At 38.8% G+C, this 24982-nt stretch carries 10 protein-coding genes; 3 read left to right on the top strand and 7 right to left on the bottom strand.

All coding sequences use genetic code 11. The annotated features are described in order from the left end of the window. Nucleotides 1-5: 5 nt before the first annotated feature. Nucleotides 6-1799, top strand: a complete 1794-nt coding sequence (locus tag ACLLO5_RS03265) for a diguanylate cyclase domain-containing protein (protein WP_413174050.1) — start codon at nucleotides 6-8, stop codon at nucleotides 1797-1799. A gap of 362 nt (nucleotides 1800-2161) precedes the next feature. Beyond that, complete coding sequence (locus ACLLO5_RS03260; RefSeq protein WP_413174049.1) at nucleotides 2162-5335, top strand: MFS transporter; 3174 nt, start codon at nucleotides 2162-2164, stop codon at nucleotides 5333-5335. Nucleotides 5336-5562: 227 nt separating this feature from the next. On the opposite strand, the gene ACLLO5_RS03255 is transcribed toward ACLLO5_RS03260, so the two are convergent. Then, nucleotides 5563-8283: an AMP-binding protein gene (locus ACLLO5_RS03255; RefSeq protein WP_413174048.1), complete on the bottom strand. Its 2721-nt coding sequence runs from the start codon at nucleotides 8281-8283 to the stop codon at nucleotides 5563-5565. 791 nt (nucleotides 8284-9074) lie between these two features. Next, nucleotides 9075-10394 carry a DUF58 domain-containing protein gene (locus tag ACLLO5_RS03250; RefSeq protein WP_413174047.1) on the bottom strand — a complete coding sequence of 440 codons (1320 nt, stop codon included), beginning with the start codon at nucleotides 10392-10394 and terminating at the stop codon, nucleotides 9075-9077. A gap of 72 nt (nucleotides 10395-10466) precedes the next feature. On the opposite strand from ACLLO5_RS03250, the gene ACLLO5_RS03245 reads away from it, so the two are divergent. Next, nucleotides 10467-16784, top strand: a complete 6318-nt coding sequence (locus ACLLO5_RS03245) for a PAS domain-containing protein (protein ID WP_413174046.1) — start codon at nucleotides 10467-10469, stop codon at nucleotides 16782-16784. A 40-nt stretch (nucleotides 16785-16824) separates the two neighbouring features. Here ACLLO5_RS03245 and ACLLO5_RS03240 read toward each other — a convergent pair whose 3' ends face one another. The 5 genes from ACLLO5_RS03240 to ACLLO5_RS03220 all read right to left on the bottom strand — a co-directional run bounded on the left by ACLLO5_RS03240 (nucleotide 16825) and on the right by ACLLO5_RS03220 (nucleotide 24970). Beyond that, entirely contained in the window at nucleotides 16825-17337 is a 513-nt protein-coding gene (locus ACLLO5_RS03240; RefSeq protein WP_413174045.1) for a response regulator, read from the bottom strand. 136 nt (nucleotides 17338-17473) lie between these two features. After that, the gene (locus ACLLO5_RS03235; RefSeq protein ID WP_413174044.1) at nucleotides 17474-17848 is read right to left on the bottom strand and encodes a response regulator; all 375 of its coding nucleotides are present in this window, start codon (nucleotides 17846-17848) and stop codon (nucleotides 17474-17476) included. After that, the gene (locus tag ACLLO5_RS03230; RefSeq protein WP_413174043.1) at nucleotides 17838-22097 is read right to left on the bottom strand and encodes a PAS domain S-box protein; all 4260 of its coding nucleotides are present in this window, start codon (nucleotides 22095-22097) and stop codon (nucleotides 17838-17840) included. Before ACLLO5_RS03230 ends, ACLLO5_RS03235 begins: the two co-directional genes overlap by 11 nt. Before the next feature lie 136 nt (nucleotides 22098-22233). Beyond that, nucleotides 22234-22680, bottom strand: a complete 447-nt coding sequence (locus tag ACLLO5_RS03225) for a response regulator (RefSeq protein WP_413174042.1) — start codon at nucleotides 22678-22680, stop codon at nucleotides 22234-22236. Continuing rightward, nucleotides 22670-24970, bottom strand: a complete 2301-nt coding sequence (locus ACLLO5_RS03220) for an ATP-binding protein (protein WP_413174041.1) — start codon at nucleotides 24968-24970, stop codon at nucleotides 22670-22672. Before ACLLO5_RS03220 ends, ACLLO5_RS03225 begins: the two co-directional genes overlap by 11 nt. Nucleotides 24971-24982: the final 12 nt, after the last annotated feature.

Raw genomic sequence — 24982 nt, 5'->3', positions numbered from 1 at the left:
AAGCCATGCAGCAGACTTTTTTGGGTGGTATACGAAGCAAGTTGATCACCTCGTTTCTAATAGTTGCTTTGATTCCGTTGCTTTTATTGGCATTTATCAACAAACAGACAACTGAAAAAGCACTAACTGAAAACGCAAAACAAGCCCTATCTGCGGCGGCTAACGAAACAGCTAACAGAATAGATGCCTTTATTGATGGAAATCTTAGTGCTGTGCGCGTAGAGGCGATTTTACCAGGTTTGGCACGTTACCTCAGCCTAACTCCACAACAGCGAAATGATACCCCCGAAATGCAATTGGCAACAGAAACATTAATCCGTCTTAGTCGCAAAGATATGCTCAACATTCTCTCATACTCTTTGCTCGACTTAAACGGGAAAAATGTATTGGATACAAATACATCAAGCATTGGCAAAGATGAATCAGTTGAAAATTATTTTAAAAAACCACTAGAAACTGAGTTATCCTATGTTTCTGGTATGAAGCGATCGCCAACAATTCCTGATCTTGTTACTCTCTTTTTTAGTAGTCCAGTTCGCAATGCCAAGGGCGATATATTGGGAGTATTGCGAGTTGCCTACAATGCTACTGTTGTGCAGCAGTTAGTAACTAGAGAAACTGACAGGGCTGGGGCAAAATCTTTTGCTATTCTTTTAGATGAAAATAATATTTATATCGCACATAGTACAGCACCAGAACTGCTTTTTAAATCAATTGTGCCTCTGCCTTTAGCTGTTGTTTCTCAACTGCAAAAAGAAGGTATTTTGTCTAATTATCCTGTTCAAGAATTGGCAAATAATGAATCAAAACTGAAGCAAGCATTAGATAATAAACAATCGTATTTAATTTCATCTTTGTCATCAACAGGTAATCAGCTAAATTTAATTGCGATTGCTCATTTAAAATATAAACCTTGGTCTGTGTTGTTCGCACAACCTCTTAATATTTCCCTAGCACCTGTACAAAAGCAAATACATGATGCAATGTTTCTCTTTGCAATTATCGCTTCAGTAGTGACAATCATTGCTTTTGTCATTGGGCAACTGCTAACAAAGCCCATAATTTACCTCACCAATATAGTTTATCAGTTTACAATAGGTAACTTAGAGATCCGCGCCAAAATTAACTCAAAGGACGAAATAGGTCAACTGGCAAGATCCTTTAACAACATGGCACGTGAGTTACAAATATCTTTGGAAACTTTGGAACAACGGGTACAGGAAAGAACAGCAGAGTTAGTAATTGCTAAAGAAAAAGCAGAAGCAGCAAATCAGAAACTAGAACAATTGGTCAATCTAGATGGCTTAACTCAGGTCGCTAACCGTCGCTGCTTCGATGAACGACTGCAAGCAGAATGGAAGCGTCTTGCGCGAGAGCAACAATCCCTGTCACTGATTTTATTTGATGTTGATAAATTCAAATCCTATAACGACTACTATGGTCATCTTGGAGGCGATGATTGTCTAATGAGAGTAGCTCAAACAGTCCAACAAACAGTGTATCGTCCTGATGATCTCGTAGCGCGTTACGGTGGAGAAGAATTTTCGGTACTCCTTCCCAATACTGACTTAGCGGGAGCAATTCAAGTAGCACAAAATATTCAGCAAGCAATTCACGGTCTGGCCATTCCCCATGCAAAGTCTGATGTCAAGGATATCGTTACCGTTAGTATGGGAATTTGTTCCCTCGTACCCTCTTTGGACATCAAGCCAGATATACTTATCAGTTCAGCCGATCAAGAACTGTACAAGGCTAAACACAGGGGACGCGATCGCTATTGTTACTCATCAGATAATTAATTTCTGCCTCCTTTAAACTTATTCCCTATTCCCTGCTGTATGTGTCGAATGGCAGAAGTTTTTACAGCAAATTAGAGTCAAGATAAAGCTAGGGTAAGTATACAAAATAAATGTATACAATTAAACCCAAATTTTACTAATTTCAAACTAGAAGCAGACAAAAACTATCAGTAAGAATTCAGGAATCAGAATATTTGTTTGTAGCAGTAAGCTACAGAAGTACGTTTTCTCATCAATTATCAAGAAGAACTCGAAAACTCTAATTCATTCTGTATTCTGTATCCTGAATCATGACAATCAATAATACCTGAAAAACGTCTTTAATTTACCCATTATTAATTTCAACTTTTAAGGATGAGATTATGATTTATCAAACTTTGTTAATGGTAGTAAATAGTTTAAAATTTGACTATTTACACTTAGGATTAGCTCCCATTAGAGCGACTGGTGAAGTTTTAACTCCAGTCCAAACATCACTTGTATTTTCTAGTCCTAGATTCTTTCTCGCATTGCTAAGTGGCATAGTTATGGCCTTAGCATTTCAACTATTATTTACAAATCTTTCTGTAGCTGCGGGAATTTCCGCCATAGGAACAGGTGCTTATGCTGATGTTGATGATGCCCAAACATTAGGAGGAAGCATTAGAAAAATTGAAGCTAAAATTGGGGTTTGGGCAATTTTTTCCTCCAGTATGGCCTTATTCATTGCTTGTTTTTTAGCAGTTAAACTTAGCTTAATTGAAAGTGCATTTTTAGGAGCAATTATTGGTGTCATTATTTGGTCTAGCTACTTCACTGTAATTATGTGGCTGGGTTCGAGTGCGGTAGGTTCATTAATTGGTTCTTTTGTTAGCACTGTGACTTCCGGTATTCAAGGTTTGCTGGGTACTGCTACTTCTGCTATTGGTGCTAATGTTGCTCAGAGACAGATGGTAACAACTGCTGAAGAAATTACCGCCGCAGTTCGTCGAGAATTAACTTCTGGTTTTGATGCTGACAGTATTAGAAATACTCTGCAAAGTTCTTTGAGTTCTCTACCGTTACCAAAATTAGATGTCAAAGAAATTAGAAATCAATTTGATCAGTTGTTAAAAGATGTAGATTTGCGAGATATTGGCGATAGTAAATTGTTGGAAAATATCAATCGTCAAACTTTTGTTGATTTAATCAGCAGTCGATCAGAATTTTCGTCAGAGGATGTAAATAAAATTGCTGATCAACTAGAAAGTGCTTGGAAACAAGTTTTAAATCGCCAAAATACGACCGAAAAGGTGATTGATTTACTGAAATCTGCTAGTCCAGAAGAATTAAAATCGGAAAAATTAGGTGAAAGACTGCAACAACTGATAACTGTTGGTGGCAATGGTAAACAAAGCAATGGAGTTATCAAACAAGCTATTCAATATGGCTTAGGTGCTGCGGGAACGGCTGTGTTAGAGAGAGTTAATCTCGCTGATGTGAATGTTCAAGAAATCACAAATGAACTGAAAAAAATTGGCAATCAAGTTCAAGATGTTGATGTCAATAAAATTATTGAGCAACTGAAACATATAGCCAGCCAAACTACTGAACAAACAAGTAAAATAGGTACTCAATTAGGTGGAAGATTTGCCAAAACTCAAAATACTATCAAGGCAGATTTAGAAGATTATATCCTTAATTCTTTTCCTTGGCATTTTAACCGCTTGACAATTCAAGATGAATTCAGAGATGTGATTTATGACCCCAATGCAGACCCAAGCACTGTACGTCGTCAGGTAGAGGAAATAAATCAAGATTATTTTGTTAACTTGCTGCAACAACGGGGTGACATCAGCAAGGAGAGAATTCCAGAAATTGCTGAACAATTCACAAGTATTCGTCAAGAAGTTTTCCAAATTGTTCAACAAGCGGAAGGAAAAGCTAAATCCCAAGACCTCCGCAGTAGAATAGAAGATTATCTGCGGAATACTAACAAAGAAGAATTAAATCCTGAAGGTATTGAACGTGATTTGACAACTTTACTGGAAGACCCGGAAGCTGGGTTTGAAGATTTACAAGAACGGTTGCGTGAAGTTGACCGTGATACCTGGGTACAATTACTTCAGCAACGTCAAGATATTAGTGAAGATGAAGCTAATAATATTGTTGGTCAAATCGAAAATACTCGTGACAATATTTTGAATCGTGCTAGAGATTTGCAAGAACAAGCTAGAAATAAAGCTCAAGAATTGCGTCACAGAGTAGAAGATTATCTGCGGAATACTAATAAAGAAGAACTCAATCCTGAAGGTATTGAACGCGATTTTCGAGTTCTTTTAGAAGACCCGCAAGCAGGAATCAATCTTTTACGCGATCGCTTATCGCAATTTGACCGGGATACACTGGTACAATTATTGAGTCAGCGTCAAGATTTAAGTGAGGAACAAATTCACCAAACTCTAGATGCTTTGGAAGGGGTACGAGACAATATTCTGCAAGCACCACAAAAAGTCGCAGAAAAAGCCAGAGAACAATACGAACAAACAACTACAGCTGTTGCTGAATATCTGCGTAATACCAATTTGGCAGAACTCAACCCAGAAGGTATTCAGCGAGATTTGCAACAGTTGTTTAGTGAACCCAGACAAGGTATTTTAGCATTGCGCGATCGCTTGTCCCAAGTTGATCGGGAAACCTTAGTTAAATTGCTTTCCCAGCGTGAGGATTTGAATGAGGAACAAGTTAACCAAATTATTGACTCTGTACAACAAGCAATTAACAACATAGTCAAAGCACCGCAACGTTTAGCACAACGCACGACTCAACAAGTGCTAGATTTTGAAGCCAATTTGGAAAACTATCTCCGCAACACCAATAAAGAAGAACTGAATCCCGAAGGCATCAAACGCGATTTACAATTATTGCTATCTTCACCACGCGCAGGTATTGGTAGTTTAGGCGATCGCGTTTCCAGAATTGACCGTTCGACATTGGTAGCTTTGCTTTCCCAGCGTGAGGATATTTCAGAAGCAGAAGCCAACAGAATTGTAGACCAAATCGAATCTGTGCGTGATTCCATCGTTGAACAATTTGAGCAGATTCAGCAACGAGTGCGATCGCTTGTGGATAGAATTTTTGGCAGAATTCGTGATTATCTCAACTCCTTGGATCGTCCCGAACTCAATTATGAAGGCATTCAACAGGATTTTGCAAAAATATTTGATGACCCACAAGCCGGATTTGAAGCCTTGCGCGATCGCTTGAGTCAATTCGACCGTGATACCTTAGTAGCTATCCTCAGTTCTCGTCCCGATATCTCTGAAGAACAAGCCAATCAAATTATCAATCGTGTAGAATCTGCACGGGATAGCGTCTTACATCAAGCCGAACGCATCCAGCAAGAAACCCAAAGAAGACTACGCACAATTAGAGAACAAGCAAAACAGCAAGCAATTGATAGTAAAAAAGCCGTTGCAGATGCTGCTTGGTTAGTATTTAATGCTGCTGTTGTCTCCCTAGTAGCGTCAGCAGTAGCTGGAGTTTTGGCTGTTATTACTCCCAATCCTATTCTTTAAAGGTGACAGGTGACAGAGTTGAAAGTCTGTCTATCTCAGAGTTTTGTCATCAATCAGATCCCCGATTTCTTCAAGAAGTCCGGGATCTGCACTTTACAGCGATTTTCAGGTAAATGAACCACAAAACAATCTTTAAAACCCTTGTAGAGACGTTGCATGCAACGTCTCTACTGTGGTCTAACTAGGTGAAAACTGCTGTAAGTAAATCGGTGTTTACATCATATTTTTTAAACAACCTCTAAACACTCCTGCAATTTTTCTGCCAGCACTCTAACATAAGGTTCATCAAGTAGGGAAAGATGAGAACCAGGAATATGATAAATATCTAATTCACCTGTAACTATCTCACCCCAACCAAATCGAGGATCGTATTTTATACCTATTTTATCACTTCGATATTCATCCTCAGTTCTAAACAAAGTTACTTTACCTGAATAAGTTGGAAATTGGTATTCCTGCAAAGCTTGGGTGTTAGCATCTATGATTTTTAAATACTTATCAGTAGCTTTTGAATTTGAGGATATCTTAAAAACTTGAAGTCCTAAATTTAAATAACGTTTGCATCCATCTTTAACAGAATATTGAGCGTGTCGGCTCCAACCTATAAGTTTTTTAACAAAGTATTTATAACCCCCTTTGATGATTTTTTCTAAATGCAAGGGAATTCGTTTCGGTAGTGATGAATGTTGGAAATACCCTGGACGACAAGTATCTAACATCGCTAGAAAACTGACTGTTTCACCTTGTTTTTGGAGTTGTCGCGCCATCTCATAAGCAACAATACCACCAAAAGAATATCCTCCTAATAAATAAGGCCCTTGTGGTTGAATAGTCCGTATTTCTTGAATATAGTGCGCGGCGATATTTTCCATCCGAACCAAAGGCGGCTGTTTTTCATCTAGTCCTTGGGGTTGGAGTCCATAAACAGGTTGTTCATTACCTAGATGTATTGCTAAATTGCGATAACAAAGTAATTCTCCACCAAGAGGGTGTATTACAAAAAAAGGTCGTTTAGAACCTTGGGGTTGAATCGCTACTAAAGATGAATGATGAGATTTTGTTGATAATGTATTTACTAAATCTTGTTTTTGACAGATAATCTGTGCGATCGCAGCTACTGTACTAACAGGAAACAGAGATGCTAACGGCAATTTTTGACCCAATTTATTTTCTATAGCTGCAAACAACCGCACGGCTAAAAGTGAATTTCCCCCTAATTCAAAAAAATTATCGTGTCTACCAATAGGTTTAACACCTAAAAATTCTTCCCATATCTTTGTTAGCTGATATTCTACATCATCAACAGGTGTTTCAAAGGTTGCTGTTATTTCTGGTTTAACTAACTCAGGTGCTGGTAAATTTCGTCTGTCTGTCTTACCATTAGGTGTTAATGGCAAAGCATCCAAAAATACAAAAGCACTAGGTATCATATATTCTGGGAGTTTATCTTGTAAATATTGTCTTAATTCTTTAGTAGTAGGTGTAGGTTTTTGCTGAGGAACAAGATAAGCTACTAACCGTTTCTCTCCGGGAATATCTTCACGTGCTATCACTACAACTTCTTTGAAATTAGCACTATGAAAAAGCACCATCTCAATTTCTGTTACTTCTATTCTGAAACCTCTAATTTTTACTTGAAAGTCTTTTCTGCCAACATGAATTAAACAACCATCTGCCTCAATATATCCCAAGTCACCAGTTCGATAAACTCTTTCAGTCCCACCTTGAAAATTAGAGGTAAATACGGCTTCTGTTAATTCTGGTTTTTGCCAATAACCTAAAGCTAAATATTCACTTTTTATAGCAATTTCGCCAATACAACCCGTTTCAACTTCTGCACCTGTATCATCCAATAACAAAACTTCCATCCCTTCCACACCATAACCAAGGGGGATATTATTAACATGGATTTTTGTATTTTTGTCAACAATAAAATTCCTAAAAGTTCCCGCTTCAGTAGAACCTAAACTCGCATACATTACACAATGATTAGCAAAATATTTTTTGTAATTTTCTACATCTCTAATTAAAGTCGCTTCTCCACCTAACTTAACTAAGCGAATTTTGCGAAATTGTTCTTCACCCGTGAAGGTATCCACAAAATGACGAAACAAAGTAGTAAATGAATGATAAATAGTAATTTCTTCTGTTATTAGGCAAGTAACTAAATTATTTAATCCCTCTTTTTTTACATCATAGGAATAGAGAGAAGCACCATTTAGCAAAGTATAGAAAATACATAATAATCCACCTAATGTACTACATGAATAGAGAAAAATTACCCGGTCTTCAGGACTAATAAGTAATGTATTTGTATCAGTCATACAGTAATGTAAAGAATTTATATGACTTTGTACTACGCCTTTTGGTTTACCAGTTGACCCGCTCGTATAAATTATATAAGCTGGATTTTCAGGTAATATGTGAATGTGGATATTTTCTGTAGAAATATGGTGAGGTATTTCATCAATATTAAATATCTGACAACTATTATTAGCTAATTGACGAGCTAAGGTTAAATTCTGATTATTGGTAATAATCAAAACAGCTTGGGTGTCTTCTAGAATATAAGAAAGTCTATCAACAGGAAATGTAGAATCTAGAGGTACAATGATTTTTCCTGTTTTCAATATACCAAAAATACTACTAATAAAATCTACACCTTTTTCTAACAGCAAAGCAATCACTTCTAATTGCTTTCCTCTTTGAGAGAGAATAGTATTAGCTAATTGGTTGGCTTTGTTATTTAGCTGTTGATATGTAAGCGTTTCTTTACTAGTTTTAAGGGCGATAGCATTAGGATATTTATTAACTTGCTGTTCAAACCGAGTAGAGATAGATTGCTCAATATCTTTACTATCGAAGTGAACAAATCCGGCTGGTGCAGTAATTAATTTATTACCAACAAATTTTTGATTGAAAATATTAGTGGTAACTAGAGAAGACATATTACTCATGATTTCTAAAAAATGATTACAGAGAGATTGTAAAGTCTTTAATTACAGAAATATTTCAGGATTATTAACCCATCAAAAATGACTCTATACTCTTACAGCAGATTGCAGATTAATGAAGTACAACATCAAAATTAAAACCTATATACAAAGCCAGTTTCATTCCTAACTCTTGATTACTGACTCCTGAATTATGCTGTATATAACTCCACTAAAAGAAATGCCCAATGTCATTTTGTATCCCTTCATGATACTCTGTGAACCTTGCACTCAACATGACAAGATAATTTACTCTGAATATAAAGACAGAAGCAACAAATATTCCACATATAATTAATGGAAGTTCATGCAGCTATACCAGTTAAAGATATTTATTTGTATGTCCTCCATAAACATTTTTATATTTATCAAAACCGATGGTATAGTCTGTTATGAGAAATTGCCAAGAGGATCTATTATTTTTTATCAAATCTTTATTTAAAGTTTAAATATAAAATTTGTATATATATTGACAATTGACACTATAATTGTCTTCTCAAAAGAAACGCACCCATTTAAGGTAGATGTTACTATAGCGATCTTATTTGAGTTAAGAACTTATCGGTGAGGGAAGGGAGCAGGGGAGCAGAGGAGCAGAGGAGCAGGGGAGCAGGGGAGCAGGGGGAAAAATTAATTCTTTCTTCTTCCTGAACTCCTGATAGCGTTCACGTAGTGTGCCGAAGGCATAGCGTGGCGTAAGCCATACTCCTGAACTCCTGAACTCCTGACTTCTGAACTCCTTCTTCCTAAAGTTGATTTCTCGCTTTCAGTTGTAAATATCGTTCCACTAATTGGTCAGAAATTTGATTTGCGGGTGCGTCAAGAACTAGGACACCTTTTTGTTTTAATTGGGCAAATGCAACTTGTCTTTGTGCTAATAAATCTAGAGAGACTGCACGGGTATAAGCTGTGGTGACATCTTCAGTAAAAGTGTCTGCTGCTTGGTCAACTTGAGGATCGCGGAGAGTGACACAAAAGGGTAAATAGCGGGGTGCTAGTCTGCAAAGAGCCGCAAGCAGTTCTGATGAGGCTGTGACATCAACTAAGTCAGTAATTACCACTACCAGCGCCCTGCGGGTTTGTTGTTTAACTACATGAGTTACAGCCCCTAAATAATCAGATTCTAATAATACTGGTTCAATGGGAGTGAGACGATCAATTAGTTGATTGAGGTGATGTTGACCGCGTTCTGGGGGAATCCAGGTATGTATTTGGCGGTCAAATACACCCACACCAACGCGATCGCCTCTGTGTAATCCTGCTAATGCTAGGGATAATGTAGTATTTAAACCCCAGTCAAATCTTTGTAAACCTTGGACTCTGGCTGTCATCAAGCGGCCGCGATCTAGTAATATCAATAAGGTTTGTTCTTGTTCTGGCTCCAAAACTCTCACCAGTGGACCAGTGTTACCATAACTACGTCTAGCGGTAGCTTTCCAATCAATAAATCTTAAATCGTCACCGCTGCGATAATTACGCAATTCTGCAAATTCTGTGCCTATGCCCATTTGGCGAATTTTACGGATAGAACCAGATGATTGCAGTGTCAAACGAATCGAGAGCGATCGCAATCCCACTAAATCAGGATATACTTTCACGCTCGTATTTTGGGGAATTTGCCAATCATGCCAAGCTAATCCCCAAAGTCCCAACTGTCGGACTTGAATATTTCCCCAAGCAAACTCTCCCCTTTGAGTTGGGTATACACTATAGGTTAATTCTTGGGTATTATTTGCAGGTAAATTCAAGCTGAGAGTGGATGCAGAAACAGCAAACTCTGTGGGGTAGAAATCACGAATTTGAATAACGGCGTTGCTAGTTCCCGATTCTACCTTCAACATCACTGGATTATCGCGTCCGATAGATAAACGTGAGGGCAATTCTCGGCTGATTTTAACCCGATCTTTTCTGACCCTCAACCCATCAACAAACACTAAAATTAAAACAACAACATCAAATAAAAAAGTTAGGGCAATGACTTGGGAAATACCCAAAATCAGAGATAAAATGGGAAACACTACTATTCCCAAACTTAATAAAAAATAAACTCTATTTGCTGGAAGCATATATTTTGTATAAAATTGGCATTATTCTAGCAATTAGTCAGCACAACCACCATTTCTGAATGAGGTAACAAGGTGGCGGCAACAATTCTTACCGACCTGAACTTAGAATCTGCGATTGCTCGCTATCCTCTGACCATCGCCCCAACCGCCTGTGTGGTAGAAGCAATTACTTTGATGAGTGCTGGTGGTACAACCTGCTCTTTTACTTGTGAGATTGATGCAGAACCAGACCTAATCATAGCTCAAGCTCAAAGCAGTTGCGTGCTAGTTGTAGAAGACAATCGGCTAGTAGGGATTGTGACCGAACGTGATTTGGTGCGATTGAGTTCCAGAGGATGCAACTTGGCAGATTTGACCATTGCGGAAGTTATGGTATCTCCAGTTATTACCCTGGAAATTTCACAATTTACGAACCTTTTTGTACCACTTAATATATTTCAGCACCATCATATTCGCCATTTACCCTTGGTAGATGAACAAGGAAAAGTGGTAGGATTGCTGACCCATGAGAGTTTGCGGCAACTTTTACGCCCCATAGACCTCTTGCATTTGCGCGTAGCGTCGGAGGTAATGACCACTTCTGTGGTTCACACCCAACCCACCGCCATGATTATGGAAATAACTCAATTAATGACGACACATCGAGTTAGTTCCGTAATTATTGTGGACTCTTCCGAATCTGATCTGATTCCCATAGGAATTATTACTGAACGAGATATAGTACAGTTTTTAGCCTTAGAGCTAGATTTTGACACTATACAAGCACAGACTGTCATGAGTACACCTGTGTTTTCTGTGCGGGGAGATATTTCTCTGTGGTCAGTACGGCTGTTGATGCAGGAACGACAAATTAATCGGGTGCTAGTAACAGACGAAGAAAATAGATTATTAGGGATTGTCACCCAGACCAGCCTGTTAAATGTGCTAAATCCGATGGAAATCTACCGCATGGTGGAAACCCTGGAAGAAAAAGTCTCTCGATTGGAATTCGAGAACCTAAAATTACTGCAAGCCCGCAATATTGAACTAGAACAACAAGTAAAAGAGCGTACTTCTGCGTTACAAATCCAGGTTAAACGGGAACGATTGCTAACCAAAATGGCTGCTCAGATTCGGTCTTCCTTGAACTTAGAGGAAATACTTAACACAGCAGTAGCAGAGGTGAGAAGATTCTTAAAGTGCGATCGCATCCTTGTTTATAAATTTGAGCCAGATTGGAATGGTATTGTTGTTGCTGAGTCCGTAGGTGAAGGTTGGACTGAATGTATTACCGATCAAATTAACGACCTATGTTTTAGCCAAAGAGCAAATGAACTTTATGGTCAAGGAAAGACTATAGCCATTAATAACATCCACCAAGCTGGCTATACAGAATGTCATTTGCAACTTTTAGAGCGATATCAGGTAAAAGCTAATTTAGTTGTGCCAATTTTGGTTTCTGGACAACTGTGGGGATTATTAATTGGCCATCACTGTGCCGATTATCGCCACTGGGACACTACAGAATTAACTTTCTTAGATAAGATTGCCATCCAACTAGCGATCGCTATTCAACAAGCCACTGCTCACCAAGAAGCAAAAACCGAACTAGCAGAACGACAAAAAGCAGAAACAGCCCTGCGGAACAGTGAAGAAAAATTTCGACAGTTTGCAGAAAACAGCCACGGAGTGATGTTACTGCGTCAAATTGACTCTGGACAATTAATCTATGTCAACCCTGCTTATGAGAAAATTTGGGGGCAAAGCTGCCAAAGTTTATATCAAGATCCTGATTCCTGGATGACTTTTCTACACCCAGATGATCAAGAACGCATCCATACTGCCCATCAAACTGCCGCAGCCAAGGGATTTTTTAGTGAAGAGTACCGCATTGTTCGCGCCGATGGTTCAATACGATGGATCTGGGGACGATGTTTTCCCATTGAGGATAGCTTTGGGCAAGTTTACCGCATTGCCGCCATGGCCGAAGATATTACCGAACGGAAACTTGCAGAAGCAGCCATACAAGAAAAAGAACAGTTTTTACGCAGCATCTATGAAGGCATAGAACAAGCTGTTTTCACCGTCAATGTGCTAGAAAATGGCGAATTTCAGTTTCTGGCATTTAACCCAGCCTGTGAACGTTTAACAGGGATGTTGACTGAAGAAATGCGAGGGAAACCGCCAGCACCAGCAATGACACAACATTATAGAGATTGTATCCAGGCTGGAGTTCCTATTTGTTATGAAGAATCTATTTCCTTTCAAGGAAAAATGACCTGGTGGATCACCACCTTAACTCCCATCCGAGATACATCATCCCGAATTTATCGCATAGTTGGTACGAGTACCCCTATTACTCAACGCAAGCATACCGAACTGGCACTACAGCAAAGTCAATCTCGATTAGCAGAAGCACAACGAGTAGCCAAAATTGGTAACTGGGAATTTGAGAATCAAACCGGAAAAATTACCTGGTCTGCCGAACTATTTCGCATTTTAAAACGTGATCCATCCTTGGGAGAACCCACATACCTAGAGAACCTGCAACTCTACCATCCTGATGATGCTGAAAAACTCCACCGAGCAGTGGAACAGGCAATTTATCAGGGACAATCTTATCAACTACTGCTGAGAGCATACCAGCCTGATGGGTCTTTTCGGTTTGTAGAGGCGATCGCCAAAGCCGAAATTGGCGAGCAGGGATTGGTCAAACGCTTGTTTGGGACAATACAGGATGTGAATGAGCGTGTTCTGGCAGAACAAACATTAGCGCAGTTAAACCAGGAACTAGAAATCAAAGTTGAACAACGAACAGCCGCACTGCGAGCCAGTGAAGAACGATGGCATTTGGCGCTTAAGGGAGCTAACGATGGTATTTGGGATTTCGATCTCAAAACCAATAAAATCTTCTTCTCGACTCGTTGGAAAACCATGCGCGGTTTTAGTGAAGATCAAATTGGTGATAGTCCCCAGGAATGCTTCTCACGCATTCACCCCGATGATTATGATCGGGTGATGGCAGCTGTTGAAGATCACTTTGCTGGCAAAACTGAGTTTTTTGAGATTGAGTATCGGATGCAATGCAAAGACGGCTCTTATATGTGGGTGCTGGATCGAGCGCAAGCATTACGGGATGAATTTGGTCAAGTCATTCGTATAACTGGCTCAGAAACAGACATTAGCCAGCGTAAACAAGTAGAAGAACAACTCCGCAACCTATCAGAACGATTGGAATTGGCACTTAATGCAGCAAAAATTGGCATCTGGGAATGGGATATTGTTAGCGATCGCCTGATTTGGGATCAACGGATGTATGAACTCTATGGGGTTGAACCTTCCAACTTCACAGGTACTTATCAAGCCTGGGAAGCCAGTTTGCATCCTGATGATTTAGCAACTAACCGTGCTATTGCTGAACAGGCAATGGCCGGAGAAAAAGACTTCAACACTGAATATAGAATAGTTTGGCCTGATGGCACTATCAAGGTGATCAAAGCTTATGCCATTGTCCAGCGTAACCCCCAAGGAGAAGCCCAACGGATGATTGGCGTTAACTTTGACATGAGCAATTTCTACAACGAGCTTCACTTACGCAAACAAGCTGAAGCAGAACTGAGAGAAATGAATACAGCAATGCAAAATGCTGTTGAGGGCATTGCGCGGTTAGATACTCAGGGACGTTATATTTCCATTAATCCTGCCTATGCACATATATGTGGCTATGAACCCGATGAGATGATTGGTATGATGTGGCAGCGCACCGTTCATCCAGAAGACATTGCTAACATGGAAGTAGCTTATGACCAAATGCTAAAAACGGGCAAAGTCGAAGCTGAAGCCAGAGGTATTCGCAAAGATGGGACGGTTTTTTATAAGCAAGTAACCATGGTTTCTGCCTATAACGAGCAGGGGGAATTCATTGGCAATCATTGCTTCATGAAAGATGTAAGTGAGCGCAAACAAGCAGAACTAGCCCTGAAAGACAGTCAACAATTTATTCAACAGATAGCTGACGCATCACCCAATATTCTCTATCTCTGTGATATCCAAGAAGGGCGTAATATCTACGTTAACCGCGAAATTGCCACCATCTTAGGTTACACGGCAGAACAAATTCAGGCAATGGGATCTGACTTATTCCCAACAGTCTTACATCCTGACGACCTAATGCGATTACCAGCCCAATATGAACGGTTACAAGCTGCCCAGGATGGAGAAATTTTAGACTATGAATATCGGATGCAAAACTCTAATGGTTCGTGGCGCTGGCTTTATAGCCGGGATTCTATATTTAAACGAGATGAAAGTGGCAAAGTCAAGCTAATCATTGGCACGGCTCAGGATATTACTGATCGCAAAGAAACTGAACTGGAAAATCAACTGCTCAAAGAACGGATGCAATTTATCCTCTCCTCCAGTCCGGCAATCATCTACACCTGTAAACCTGATGGTGACTTTGAAGCTACTTTTATCAGCGACAATATCCAAAACATTCTGGGTTATACAACAGCAGAATTTCTGGAAAGATCGGACTTTTGGACTAGTCACATTCACCCAGAAGATTTACCAGGAGTTTTTGCCAATTTACCCATTTTGTTGACACAGGGACATCATGTATATGAGTACCGTTTTCAACACAAAAACGGTGATTACCTATGGATGCAAGATGAACAACGCATAGTCAAAGACAGTGAGGGCGTAATCGTTGAAATTGTGGGGTATTTTGCTGATATTAGCGATCGCAAACGCCTAGAACAAGAACAAAACCGATTGATCGCTATCCTAGAAGCCTCAACTGATTATATTGGAATGTCTGACGCGGCAGGAAAAATCCTCTGGAACAACGCCGAGTTTAGACGACTCTTAAATGTAGACAACAACACATCGGTTAACGAAAAAATTCTCAATGATTACCATCCCCAATGGGCAGTAAGATTAGTTGTGGAAGAAGGAATACCAGGAGCGATCGCTAATGGTACATGGGTAGGAGAAACCGCATTACTAAACGCCCAGGGAGAAGAAATTCCTGTATCCCAACTGATCATTGCTCACAAATCTCCCCAGGGAGAAATAGAATTTTTCTCCACCATTTTGCGGGATATACGAGTTCGCAAGGAATACGAACAAAGGTTAGAGCGTTCCAATGCTGAACTCACCCGTGCTACCCGTCTCAAAGATGAATTCCTCGCTAATATGAGTCACGAACTCCGCACTCCCCTGAACGCCATTCTCGGTCTATCAGAAAGCTTACAAGAAGAAGTGTTTGGAGTTCTCAATGAACGTCAGAAGCATTCCCTCTCGACTATTGAACGCAGTGGTAGACACCTATTAGAGTTAATTAATGACATCCTGGATGTCTCGAAGATCGGAGCAGGAAAGCTAGAACTGGAGATGTCATCCGTTTCTGTTAACCACCTGTGTAAATCCAGTCTAGCCTTTGTCAAACAACAGGCAATGCAAAAAAGAATTAACCTGAAAACCGTTTTTCCCGAAGAATTGGAAGAAATAATTGTCGATGAACGACGAATGCGACAAGTATTAATTAACCTACTCAATAATGCCGTCAAATTTACTCCCGCAGGTGGTCAAGTGACACTGGATGTTCACCTAGAATATCTGAAAGTCTGTCAATTAGATCAAGGTTGTCCTCCATCTGAGCCAAATTTTCTCTATTCCCTGTGTTTTTCCATTATTGACACAGGTATTGGCATTGCTCCCACAGATATAGATAAACTCTTCCAACCCTTTATTCAAATTGACAGCAGTCTCAATCGCAAGTATGCAGGTACCGGGTTAGGACTAACCTTAGTTAAACAAATAGTCGAATTACATGGTGCTTCCATTAGTGTCAGCAGCGAAACAGGTACAGGCAGTTGTTTTACTGTGCGTTTACCTTACATCCCTAAACGGTCTGTAAATACTATCCCCCAAACTGTTTCTGTGCTAAATTTACCGCAACTTGTGTCCACCACAGAACAACCACCGCAGATAGATGTCATCAAAAACCAAGCTTCAGACATCGCCGATGAAGAAGTAATCACACAACCAGTCATTTTACTAGCAGAGGATAACCAGGCTAATATTAGTACCCTTTCTGCTTATCTTGAAGCTCGTGGCTATCAGATAATTCTGGCAAAAAACGGACAAGAAGCGATCGCTTTAGCTACTATGCAAACCCCTAATCTCATTCTTATGGATATTCAGATGCCAGAGATGGACGGTTTAGAAGCAATGCGCCAGATTCGTGCTAATCCTCAACTGGTCTCGATTCCGATTATCGCCCTGACAGCATTAGCAATGCCAGGTGATGAAGAAAAATGTCTCGAAGCAGGTGCGAATGAGTATTTAAGCAAACCTGTAACACTCAAACAACTTGTAGAAATGATCCAAAAACTTTTAAGAAAATAAGAACTTCCCAATGTGCCACTTGCATAACTCCTGATGGCGATTAAACCAAAATATAGCTACAGTGGTGAGTTGTTGGATTCTGTAGTGTGAGAAATGCATTTCGATGACAATATCCCTTATTTTCAGGTGATTTATAACTTTCCTCAATGTTAGATTTAGTGTTAGATTTGGGTTGGGAAAGTGAGAAATAAGAATTAATTTTTTCCATAAAAACTTGAGTGTTAAATGGTTTTAGTAAAATATCTTCGTATTTTAGGTAATTCTGCCAATTAGGAATTGTTTCTAAATCGTCTCCAGTCATCAAAATGAAGGGAATATTTGCTGTTTCTAAATTTTGGCGAATTTTTTGCAGAAATGTCCAACAAGTCTCATGGCTATTTAGATTTATACTTGAATAACCACACAAAATTAGCTGAGGCTTTTCTCGTATAGTTAACTCATAAGCTTCTTCAGGTAATGTAGTAGTAACCGCATCAAACCCATATAAATTGAGTATTTCAGCCACAAGATTCAATAGCATTGAATCTCTTTCTACTACTAAAATCTTATTCATCTCGCCACCAGTATTTGTTCTACTAAGTTTGTCTATTCATAGAAGGTAAACAAACTTTGTGAATTTTTTGTGAATTTTAGATAAAGATTGTTTTCATGGTCTGCTATTTTCTCTTCATCCCCCTCAACTCCTGCTTTTACCAGTTCAGGAGCGATCGCATTTGCTTTACTAAGTCCGGGGCTTTGAACGGTTTGGTAATTACTCCAGTCACCCCTAGTTCGCTAAATTGACGTTGTTCAGCGGTCTGAGCTTTGGCAGTCAGTAAAATAACAGGTATAGATTGCAACTCAGAATATGTTTGCATCTGTTGAAATGTAGAAATTCCATCCATTTCTGGCATCATCACATCTAAGAGGATAGCATCGGGAAGTTCTGCCATGGCCATAGTTATTCCTTCCTTTCCAGAAGCTGCAAGCAATACTTCCCAGCCAGCAATGGCTTTGAGAGCAATCAGTACAATTTGCCGGATACCTGGCTCATCATCAATAATTAAAACTCGTTTATTCCCCATTGCTTACCCTTTCTATTGGTAGAGTGACGTAAAAAGTGCTACCTTCTCCTAAAACACTTTCTGCCCAGATACTACCACCATGCTGTTGGACAATATTACGACAAATAGCCAGTCCTAGACCAGTTCCACCTTTAGAGCGCGAATCGGAAGCATCTACTTGATGGAAACGCTCAAAAATACTTTCCAGGCTATGACTAGGAATACCTCTACCCTGATCTTTAACTTTAAAAAGGAGGTAGGGAGTGTGGGGCAGGGGAGCAGGGGAGCAGGGGGGCAGGGGGGCTGAGGAGCAGGGGAGCAGGGGGGCGGGGGAGCAGGGGAGCTGAGGGGCGGGGGAGCAGGGGGGCTGAGGAGAAGAAGAAACTGCTTCTACAGTTAGCCAGACATTTGAGTCGGGATAGGAAAATTTAATGGCGTTGCTAAGGAGGTTGATGAGGACTTGTAATAGACGATCTGGGTCGGCAAGAATTTGCAAAGACAAGGTTGTAGAATTCAAGGTGATACCAGCTTGGTTTGCCATTTCTTGCATTTGGTCAATGGCGGTATTGATCAAATCGGTAGTGTTGCAAAGGCGTTTTTCGAGATTTATTTTGCCAGATTCCAGACGTTCTAGATCCAGAATATCGTTAACCAGCCGGACTAGACGATCTACACCTTCTGTTGCGATTTCAATAGTGGCTTCACCTTCTGGGGAAGATGGATCAATAATTTTTTCATAGAGTAAACTGAGTGCGGCTTGCATGGAAGTGAGAGGAGTTCGCAATTCATGGCTGACGACAGAGACAAATTCAGCTTTCATCCGCTCCAGTTTATAACGCTCGGTGATATCTTCCCCAATGCTAATTGTACCAATGGTGCTTCCCTCTGGATCTCGTAATACGGTGTTACTCCAGGCAATCATCCGTTCTTCACCTGATTTGCTTAAAATTTGATTTTGATAATGAGGATGAAAATTCTTTTCTATTACTTCTTGGAAACAAATTTTTACTAAATTTTGTTGACTTTGGGGCAAAAAATTATTAAACCAGTTTTTACCTAAAACCTCTGATTGGGTGTAGCCAGTAAGTTGCAAAAAGAAAGGATTGGCATAATCTACATTAGCGTTGGTATCTAAACCAATGACTATTAACTGTACATTATCTAGGAGTGATTTCCAGCGGCGATTTGATTCTTGCAGAGTGGCTTCAATTTGCTTTGGCTTGGTAATATCACGAGCGATAGTAGATATATATTGTGTATGGTTGCTACCAAAAGTATGAGCAATCAGCACTTGAGAAATAGGAATTTCCCGCCCTTCATGGTTTAAAAAGGCTGTTTCTCCCATCCAAACACCATGTCGGACTGCGTAAGGAATGGCCTGATTTTGAATGATTTCTAAAGCCCATTGGGGATGCACATCAGCAATACCAAGGTGACTAACTGGTGCATTCTCAGCTAAACCTACGAGACGACGGCCAGCTTTATTAATATATTCTGTTTTTTGGGTATCAAAGGCAACTGTAGCAATAATATCGGAAGTAGCTTCTATAATAGCAATCAGTTTTTCTCGCTCTATTTCTAAGCGTTTTCGCTCAGTGATTTCGATGATAATACTACCTATTGCCACTGGATTTCCTGTTTCTCCAAGAATAGGAAAATAGGAGACTAGCCAATAACCTATTACTTCTGGTTGACTAGGAACAGGACTGCTAATTTCCCAGTTACAAATCGGTTGTTTAGTATCTAGAAGAGTTTGTAATAGAGGTAAAATTTTGGTGGCAATTTCTGGTATCAACTCCATCACAGATTTTCCCAGATGCGTCTCAACAGGATAGCTGTTGATATCTGCCAATTTTTGATTAATTTTTAAGAACCGCAGATTATTATCAATAATAGACAAGCCTACATTTGCTTGACTGGCAGCATTAAAAAATCCATCTAATAATTGTTCCCGATTTCTTAATTCTCGCTCCAACTGTTCTCGCTGCAACAGTTCTCTTTGTAGTTTGTCATTAGCCTGAGCTATTTGTGCTGTGCGTTCTGCAACTCGCAGTTCTAGCTGCATATTCAATTCTTGCAGTTCTATTTCTACTCGTTTGCGTTCAGTAATATCAAGAATAATACTTAGCATTCGCACAGGTTTTCCAGTTTCGTCATACAGGAAATTGGCTTTTTCCATCACCCAATGCAGACTACCATCATTCTTCTTATAAATTCGATATTCTGTCTGATAAGGCGTTTGAGTTTGTAATGCTTTGTACAACTTTTGTTCGACTTGCTCCAAATCATCAGGATGAATTTGCTCCCGCCAAATTACATGATTAGGTAGAACCTTTCCTAACTCTAGTCCCCAAATGCGACATAGATTGTCGTTCCAGAGGCATTCATGAGTTTGCAAATTCCAATCCCTAGAACCAATACCTGTCAAATCAAGGGTGAGCCGTAAGCGTTCTTCACTAGCTTTCAAGCTTTGTTCTAGTTGTTTACGTTCAGTAATATCTTCAGAGAAAATAATAATTCCGCAAATTTCATTTTTGCTATTATACCAGGGGCGAACTTCCCAGCGTAACCATTGATTTAACCCATCCGCTCTGACAAATAAATCTTCTTCACATTTCTCGACTGCACCCCCAAGACAACGTTGATGAATTTGCCTCCATCTTTCTGGAATTTCAGAAAATATCTCGTAATGGGATTTACCAATGATGGCTGCAATAGACTCAAGTTGGTAATCATCAATCCATCTCTGACTGGCAATTACATAGCACATATTCCGGTCAAACATGGCAATACCAGCAGGTGCATATTTGGCAAACAATTCTAGTTGTTGTTCCCGTTCCCGTAGGACTGTTTCTGCTAATTTCTGCTGACGAATATCACGCATGATGGTAGAAGTGAATAATAATTCACCATCCGCAGATTTGTGAGCAACAATCAGTTGAGACACAGGAATTTCTGAGCCATCTTGATGAAAAATTGCTGTTTCTCCCAACCAACTACCAATTTCAATAGCTGTGGGTATGCCTTGATGATAAATAATATCTAAAGCCCATTGAGGATGACTTTTAAACACTGTGAAATCATTAATATCAGCAATCCCCATCATCTTCTTGGCAGCGGGATTGAGCCAAATCACTTTTCCTTCGGGTGTGGCCATGCCTACAAAGTCAGGAGTAGCTTCTAATATAGAGGTTAATCTTTGTCGTCGTGCTAGTTCTGTTTGCAGCTTTTCTATTAATAATGCTTGTTGAATGGCAATACCCACCTGAATTGCCAATTGATTCATAAATTCTACATCGGCGCTTTTCCATTGCCGGGGTGCTGTACACTCATGGGCAATAAGTAATCCCCAGAGGTTTTCCCCTTGGATAATGGGAACGATCAAATTTGCCTGAATCATCAAAGATGCTAAAAATTCTCGATGGCATTCTGTTAAGCTGGGATCTGTATTTACATCATTAATGGTTCTAGTTCTTCCTTGTCGATAAGGTTCTATCCACATTTCGGGAAAGCATTCTTCTTTAATTACCCAGTTGAGAATGGAAAATGCTGGATCAGTAACAGATTCTTTAACAACTAAGCCAGTACCATCGGCTTGAAATTGGTAGATAATTATGCGTTCGCTCTCCAGAATACTTCTAATTTCTGTAACAGTAGTATTAAGAATATCCTCTAAGTTGAGATAATTACGGATAGAAAGTGCTGTTTTGGTAATTAGTTGTTGTCGCTGTTGTTGCCATTCCTGTTGTTGAATCTGTTGAGTTTGGTGTAAAACATTGGTTATAGCTTGATGTAAGCTGGTAGCATTAATGCGGTTTTTGTCTAAATAATCTTGTGCGCCACTTTTGAATAAATCAACAGCTATCTCTGTATTACCTTGTCCCGTAATCATAATGGCGGGAATTCTATCTTTACCTGTCTGTTGCTTGAATTCCTGCAAAAACTCTAACCCATCCATATCGGGTAAAAAGTAGTCAATCAGCATTACATCTGGTAGCTGCTGCTGACACCACAGTAAGGCATCCTCAGCATGATCAAATTCGACAATCTGATAAAGATGTGGGTAATTGTGGGTAAGATATCGGTGGTAAGTGATGCGATCGCTCTCAGAATCATCCACCAGTAAAATCGTATATTGCCTGGATTCACTCACCTCCAGAGTCTCAAGGGTTTTTCTACTCAGTTTCTCTCCCTTCAAGACAGCTAATTCTGTTCTTAATACTTCCAATTCAGCAATTAATTGTGCTTTGGTTTTATAGCAATCTTCCATGCTACCTCCCATAGGGAATAATGATGAAAGCAGTGGTGCAGAGGAAAAAGAAATTCAATATTTCATTCATCAATGACAGGAATTCAAGCCTTGATGATTTTGAACTGCTTTTTTTCCATCTCCTTTGCTCCTCTGACTATTCTGGTAAAACTGAAAATTCAAACCAATATCGAATTAAAATATTGATGGTTTCTGTTAAAGCTGATATACCCATAGGTTTTAATATATAATTATTCACACCTTGCTGATAACAAAACTGTACATCTTTTTGATTAAACGATGTGGTGAACACAACAATAGGAATTAATTTTAATTCTTCATTTTTTTTTACTGTTTCCAATACCTCTCTACCATCAGTTCCAGGTAAGTTTAAATCTAACAGAATTAAATTAGGACGGGGGGCTATTCCTGGTTTAATATAGTCGCATTCTTGAAACAAAAAATCTAATGCTGTATCACCATCACAACAGCGATAAACAGGGAAAGAAAAATTCAAAGCTTTCAGAACCCGTTTCAAAGATTCAAAATCTTCATCGCTATCTTCTATTACCAATAGGCTTCTAGATTTACCCTCAATTTTCATTTTCTTTAACTAGAGTAAAATAAAATATTGTTCCTTGTTTTAATTTGGATTCTACCCAGATTTGTCCTCCATGTCGTTCAACAATTTTCTTGACTATGGTTAATCCTGCACCTGTTCCTCCTCCATACTGATTTTGTCCATGCAAGCGTTTAAAAATACGAAATATAGTATCTAAATGCTTTTCTCTGATGCCGATGCCATTATCTTTAACATAAAAAATTGGGATATTTTGCTGAAAACAAGGATGTTCTATTAATGACCATTCTGGTTTACCTATTGTCCACCCAATTTCTATTTGTTTTTCAGGCTGTTCATTATACTTAATAGAATTACTCATTAAGTTAGTATAAATTTCTTCTACTAAGATGCGGTCAGCTTCGATAACAGGAAAATTTTGAGCAATTGTTATATTAATTTTAGAGTCAGTTTGACTAATTCTGAGAATATTAAAAACATTTTCCACTAAAACATTTAAGTTAATATTGATTCGTTTTAATTCCGCACGAGATAATCGGGAAAAATGCAGTAAGGCATTAATCAGATTCTCCATACGCTTTGTTAATAGCATTAAAGTATCTAATTTATTTACACCATCTTCATCTAGTTGATGTCCATAATCTTCCAGCAAAAAATTTGCATAATTGTGAATACCTCTTAACGGTTCTTTCAAATCATGGGAAGCGATATAAGCAAAAGCATCCAATTCATTATTACTGTCTTGTAATTGTTCATTAATTAATGCTAATTCATCTGCTTTTTTGAGGATAATTCCTATAATTACACTGCGTAATTCGATCACTGCTTCAATTTCATATTTTTGCCAAGGTAAGCTTTTAAATTTGACAATTTCTTGCCATTTTTCAAAGGATTTTCGTGGTGAAAGTATAATATTACCATCTGCATCAATATTTTGTTCTTTATTCGGTTCACCTCCCCAATTCACAGTTTGAATTACTTCAGGACGAAACCAGATAATCAAGTTTCGTTGTAGCTTGGTAATAGAAACCACAATTACACCGGCGGCTAAATCTTTAAAGTGTTCTGCTGGCGGATAAACTTTGGGTAAAGTATCTGTATAATAAAGATTATTTTGCAGGTGGGGTAGTACCCAATCTATTAAGTGATTAATTTGATTTTCTGAGGGTGTTTCTCCCAATAAAACCATCTCATGAGAAATAATGGCTACTCCACTGGCTTTAACTAAAGATAGTAAACTTTTTTGATTTTTTGTTAACACTTCAACAAAATCTTCTGATTCGGAAATCTTTTCCACAAAATCAGATAGCAGAGTTTTTAATTGAATTTTCTCAGTTAAATTATCCTGTTCTTCTTTATTGCTCAATTCAATAGACATTAATTGGCCAATCAATTCACACAAAGTTCGGAGATGATAAGAAAGATATTTAGTTGTTCTGTGATGACAAGAAATTAAACCCCAAAGACGATTATTTTTTAATAGAGAAATTGACATGGATGCACCTACTTGCATATTTTGTAAATATTCAATATGCAGAGGTGATACACTTCTTAAAACAGAAAGACTTAAGTCGGGTGAAGATTGAGTGAGTGGAGAAAGATTAGGAATTAAAGCCGCAGGTTGATAATTAACATTAGGAATTAAACGTAATTTATTTAAATGATATAGTTGTTTTGCTTGTTTGGGAATATCGCTATCAGGATAATGTAAACCCAAATAGGAAGTTAAATCAGTATGCTTAGTTTCCGCAATAACTTCTCCTGAACCATCGTCATCAAACCGATATACCATCACCCGATCAAATCCGGTAATTTCTCTAATTTCTTCAGTAATTAATTGACTCAAAGTGCTGAGATCAGCTACATTTTGAATTTTTGTGAGCAGGTGACGAGTTAATTGAGAAAATTGAAAAAAATCATAAGATTCATCTTCATTACAGGTTTCAAGTTCCAGAATTAACAAATTATCAGGTGAGCGATGAACTATTCCATAAAATGGGATTGTTTCTTGTTGGGAATTTAATATTTTTAAATTGAGGGGATTTATGGTTTCAAAATCTCGTTCTAAACATTGAGCGATCGCATTGATATCTTCTGCATTTATAAGCCGATTTAAACTTTGATTTAATAACTCATCGGGTGAATAGCCTAGAAAAAATTCCGTATTATCACTGATTTGAGTAATCTGCAAGTTCTCTTCATTACAAATTAAAAGAATGCCATGGGGTTGAATTGCGTTAGGAATATGAATGGGTTCGCGATCGCAATTGGTGAGGTTAATCGGTTGATCAACAATGTAATCTATAGAAATCATGTCATCGCCCCT

Origin of the sequence: Anabaena azotica SJ-1 (assembly GCF_047275885.1) — a bacterium.
In the GTDB taxonomy this organism is placed as follows: domain Bacteria; phylum Cyanobacteriota; class Cyanobacteriia; order Cyanobacteriales; family Nostocaceae; genus Trichormus_B; species Trichormus_B azotica_A.
Note: the sequence above shows the minus strand (reverse complement) of the source record. Positions and strands in the feature narration are given on the sequence as shown.

What these genes read in the sequence shown, in the direction of transcription:
- ACLLO5_RS03265 (WP_413174050.1), top strand. Translation starts at nt 6, where the DNA reads ATGCAGCAGACTTTTTTGGGTGGTATACGAAGCAAGTTGATCACCTCG.
- ACLLO5_RS03260 (WP_413174049.1), top strand. Translation starts at nt 2,162, where the DNA reads ATGATTTATCAAACTTTGTTAATGGTAGTAAATAGTTTAAAATTTGAC.
- ACLLO5_RS03255 (WP_413174048.1), bottom strand. Translation starts at nt 8,283, where the DNA reads ATGTCTTCTCTAGTTACCACTAATATTTTCAATCAAAAATTTGTTGGT.
- ACLLO5_RS03250 (WP_413174047.1), bottom strand. Translation starts at nt 10,394, where the DNA reads ATGCTTCCAGCAAATAGAGTTTATTTTTTATTAAGTTTGGGAATAGTA.
- ACLLO5_RS03240 (WP_413174045.1), bottom strand. Translation starts at nt 17,337, where the DNA reads ATGAATAAGATTTTAGTAGTAGAAAGAGATTCAATGCTATTGAATCTT.
- ACLLO5_RS03235 (WP_413174044.1), bottom strand. Translation starts at nt 17,848, where the DNA reads ATGGGGAATAAACGAGTTTTAATTATTGATGATGAGCCAGGTATCCGG.
- ACLLO5_RS03230 (WP_413174043.1), bottom strand. Translation starts at nt 22,097, where the DNA reads ATGGAAGATTGCTATAAAACCAAAGCACAATTAATTGCTGAATTGGAA.
- ACLLO5_RS03225 (WP_413174042.1), bottom strand. Translation starts at nt 22,680, where the DNA reads ATGAAAATTGAGGGTAAATCTAGAAGCCTATTGGTAATAGAAGATAGC.
- ACLLO5_RS03220 (WP_413174041.1), bottom strand. Translation starts at nt 24,970, where the DNA reads ATGATTTCTATAGATTACATTGTTGATCAACCGATTAACCTCACCAAT.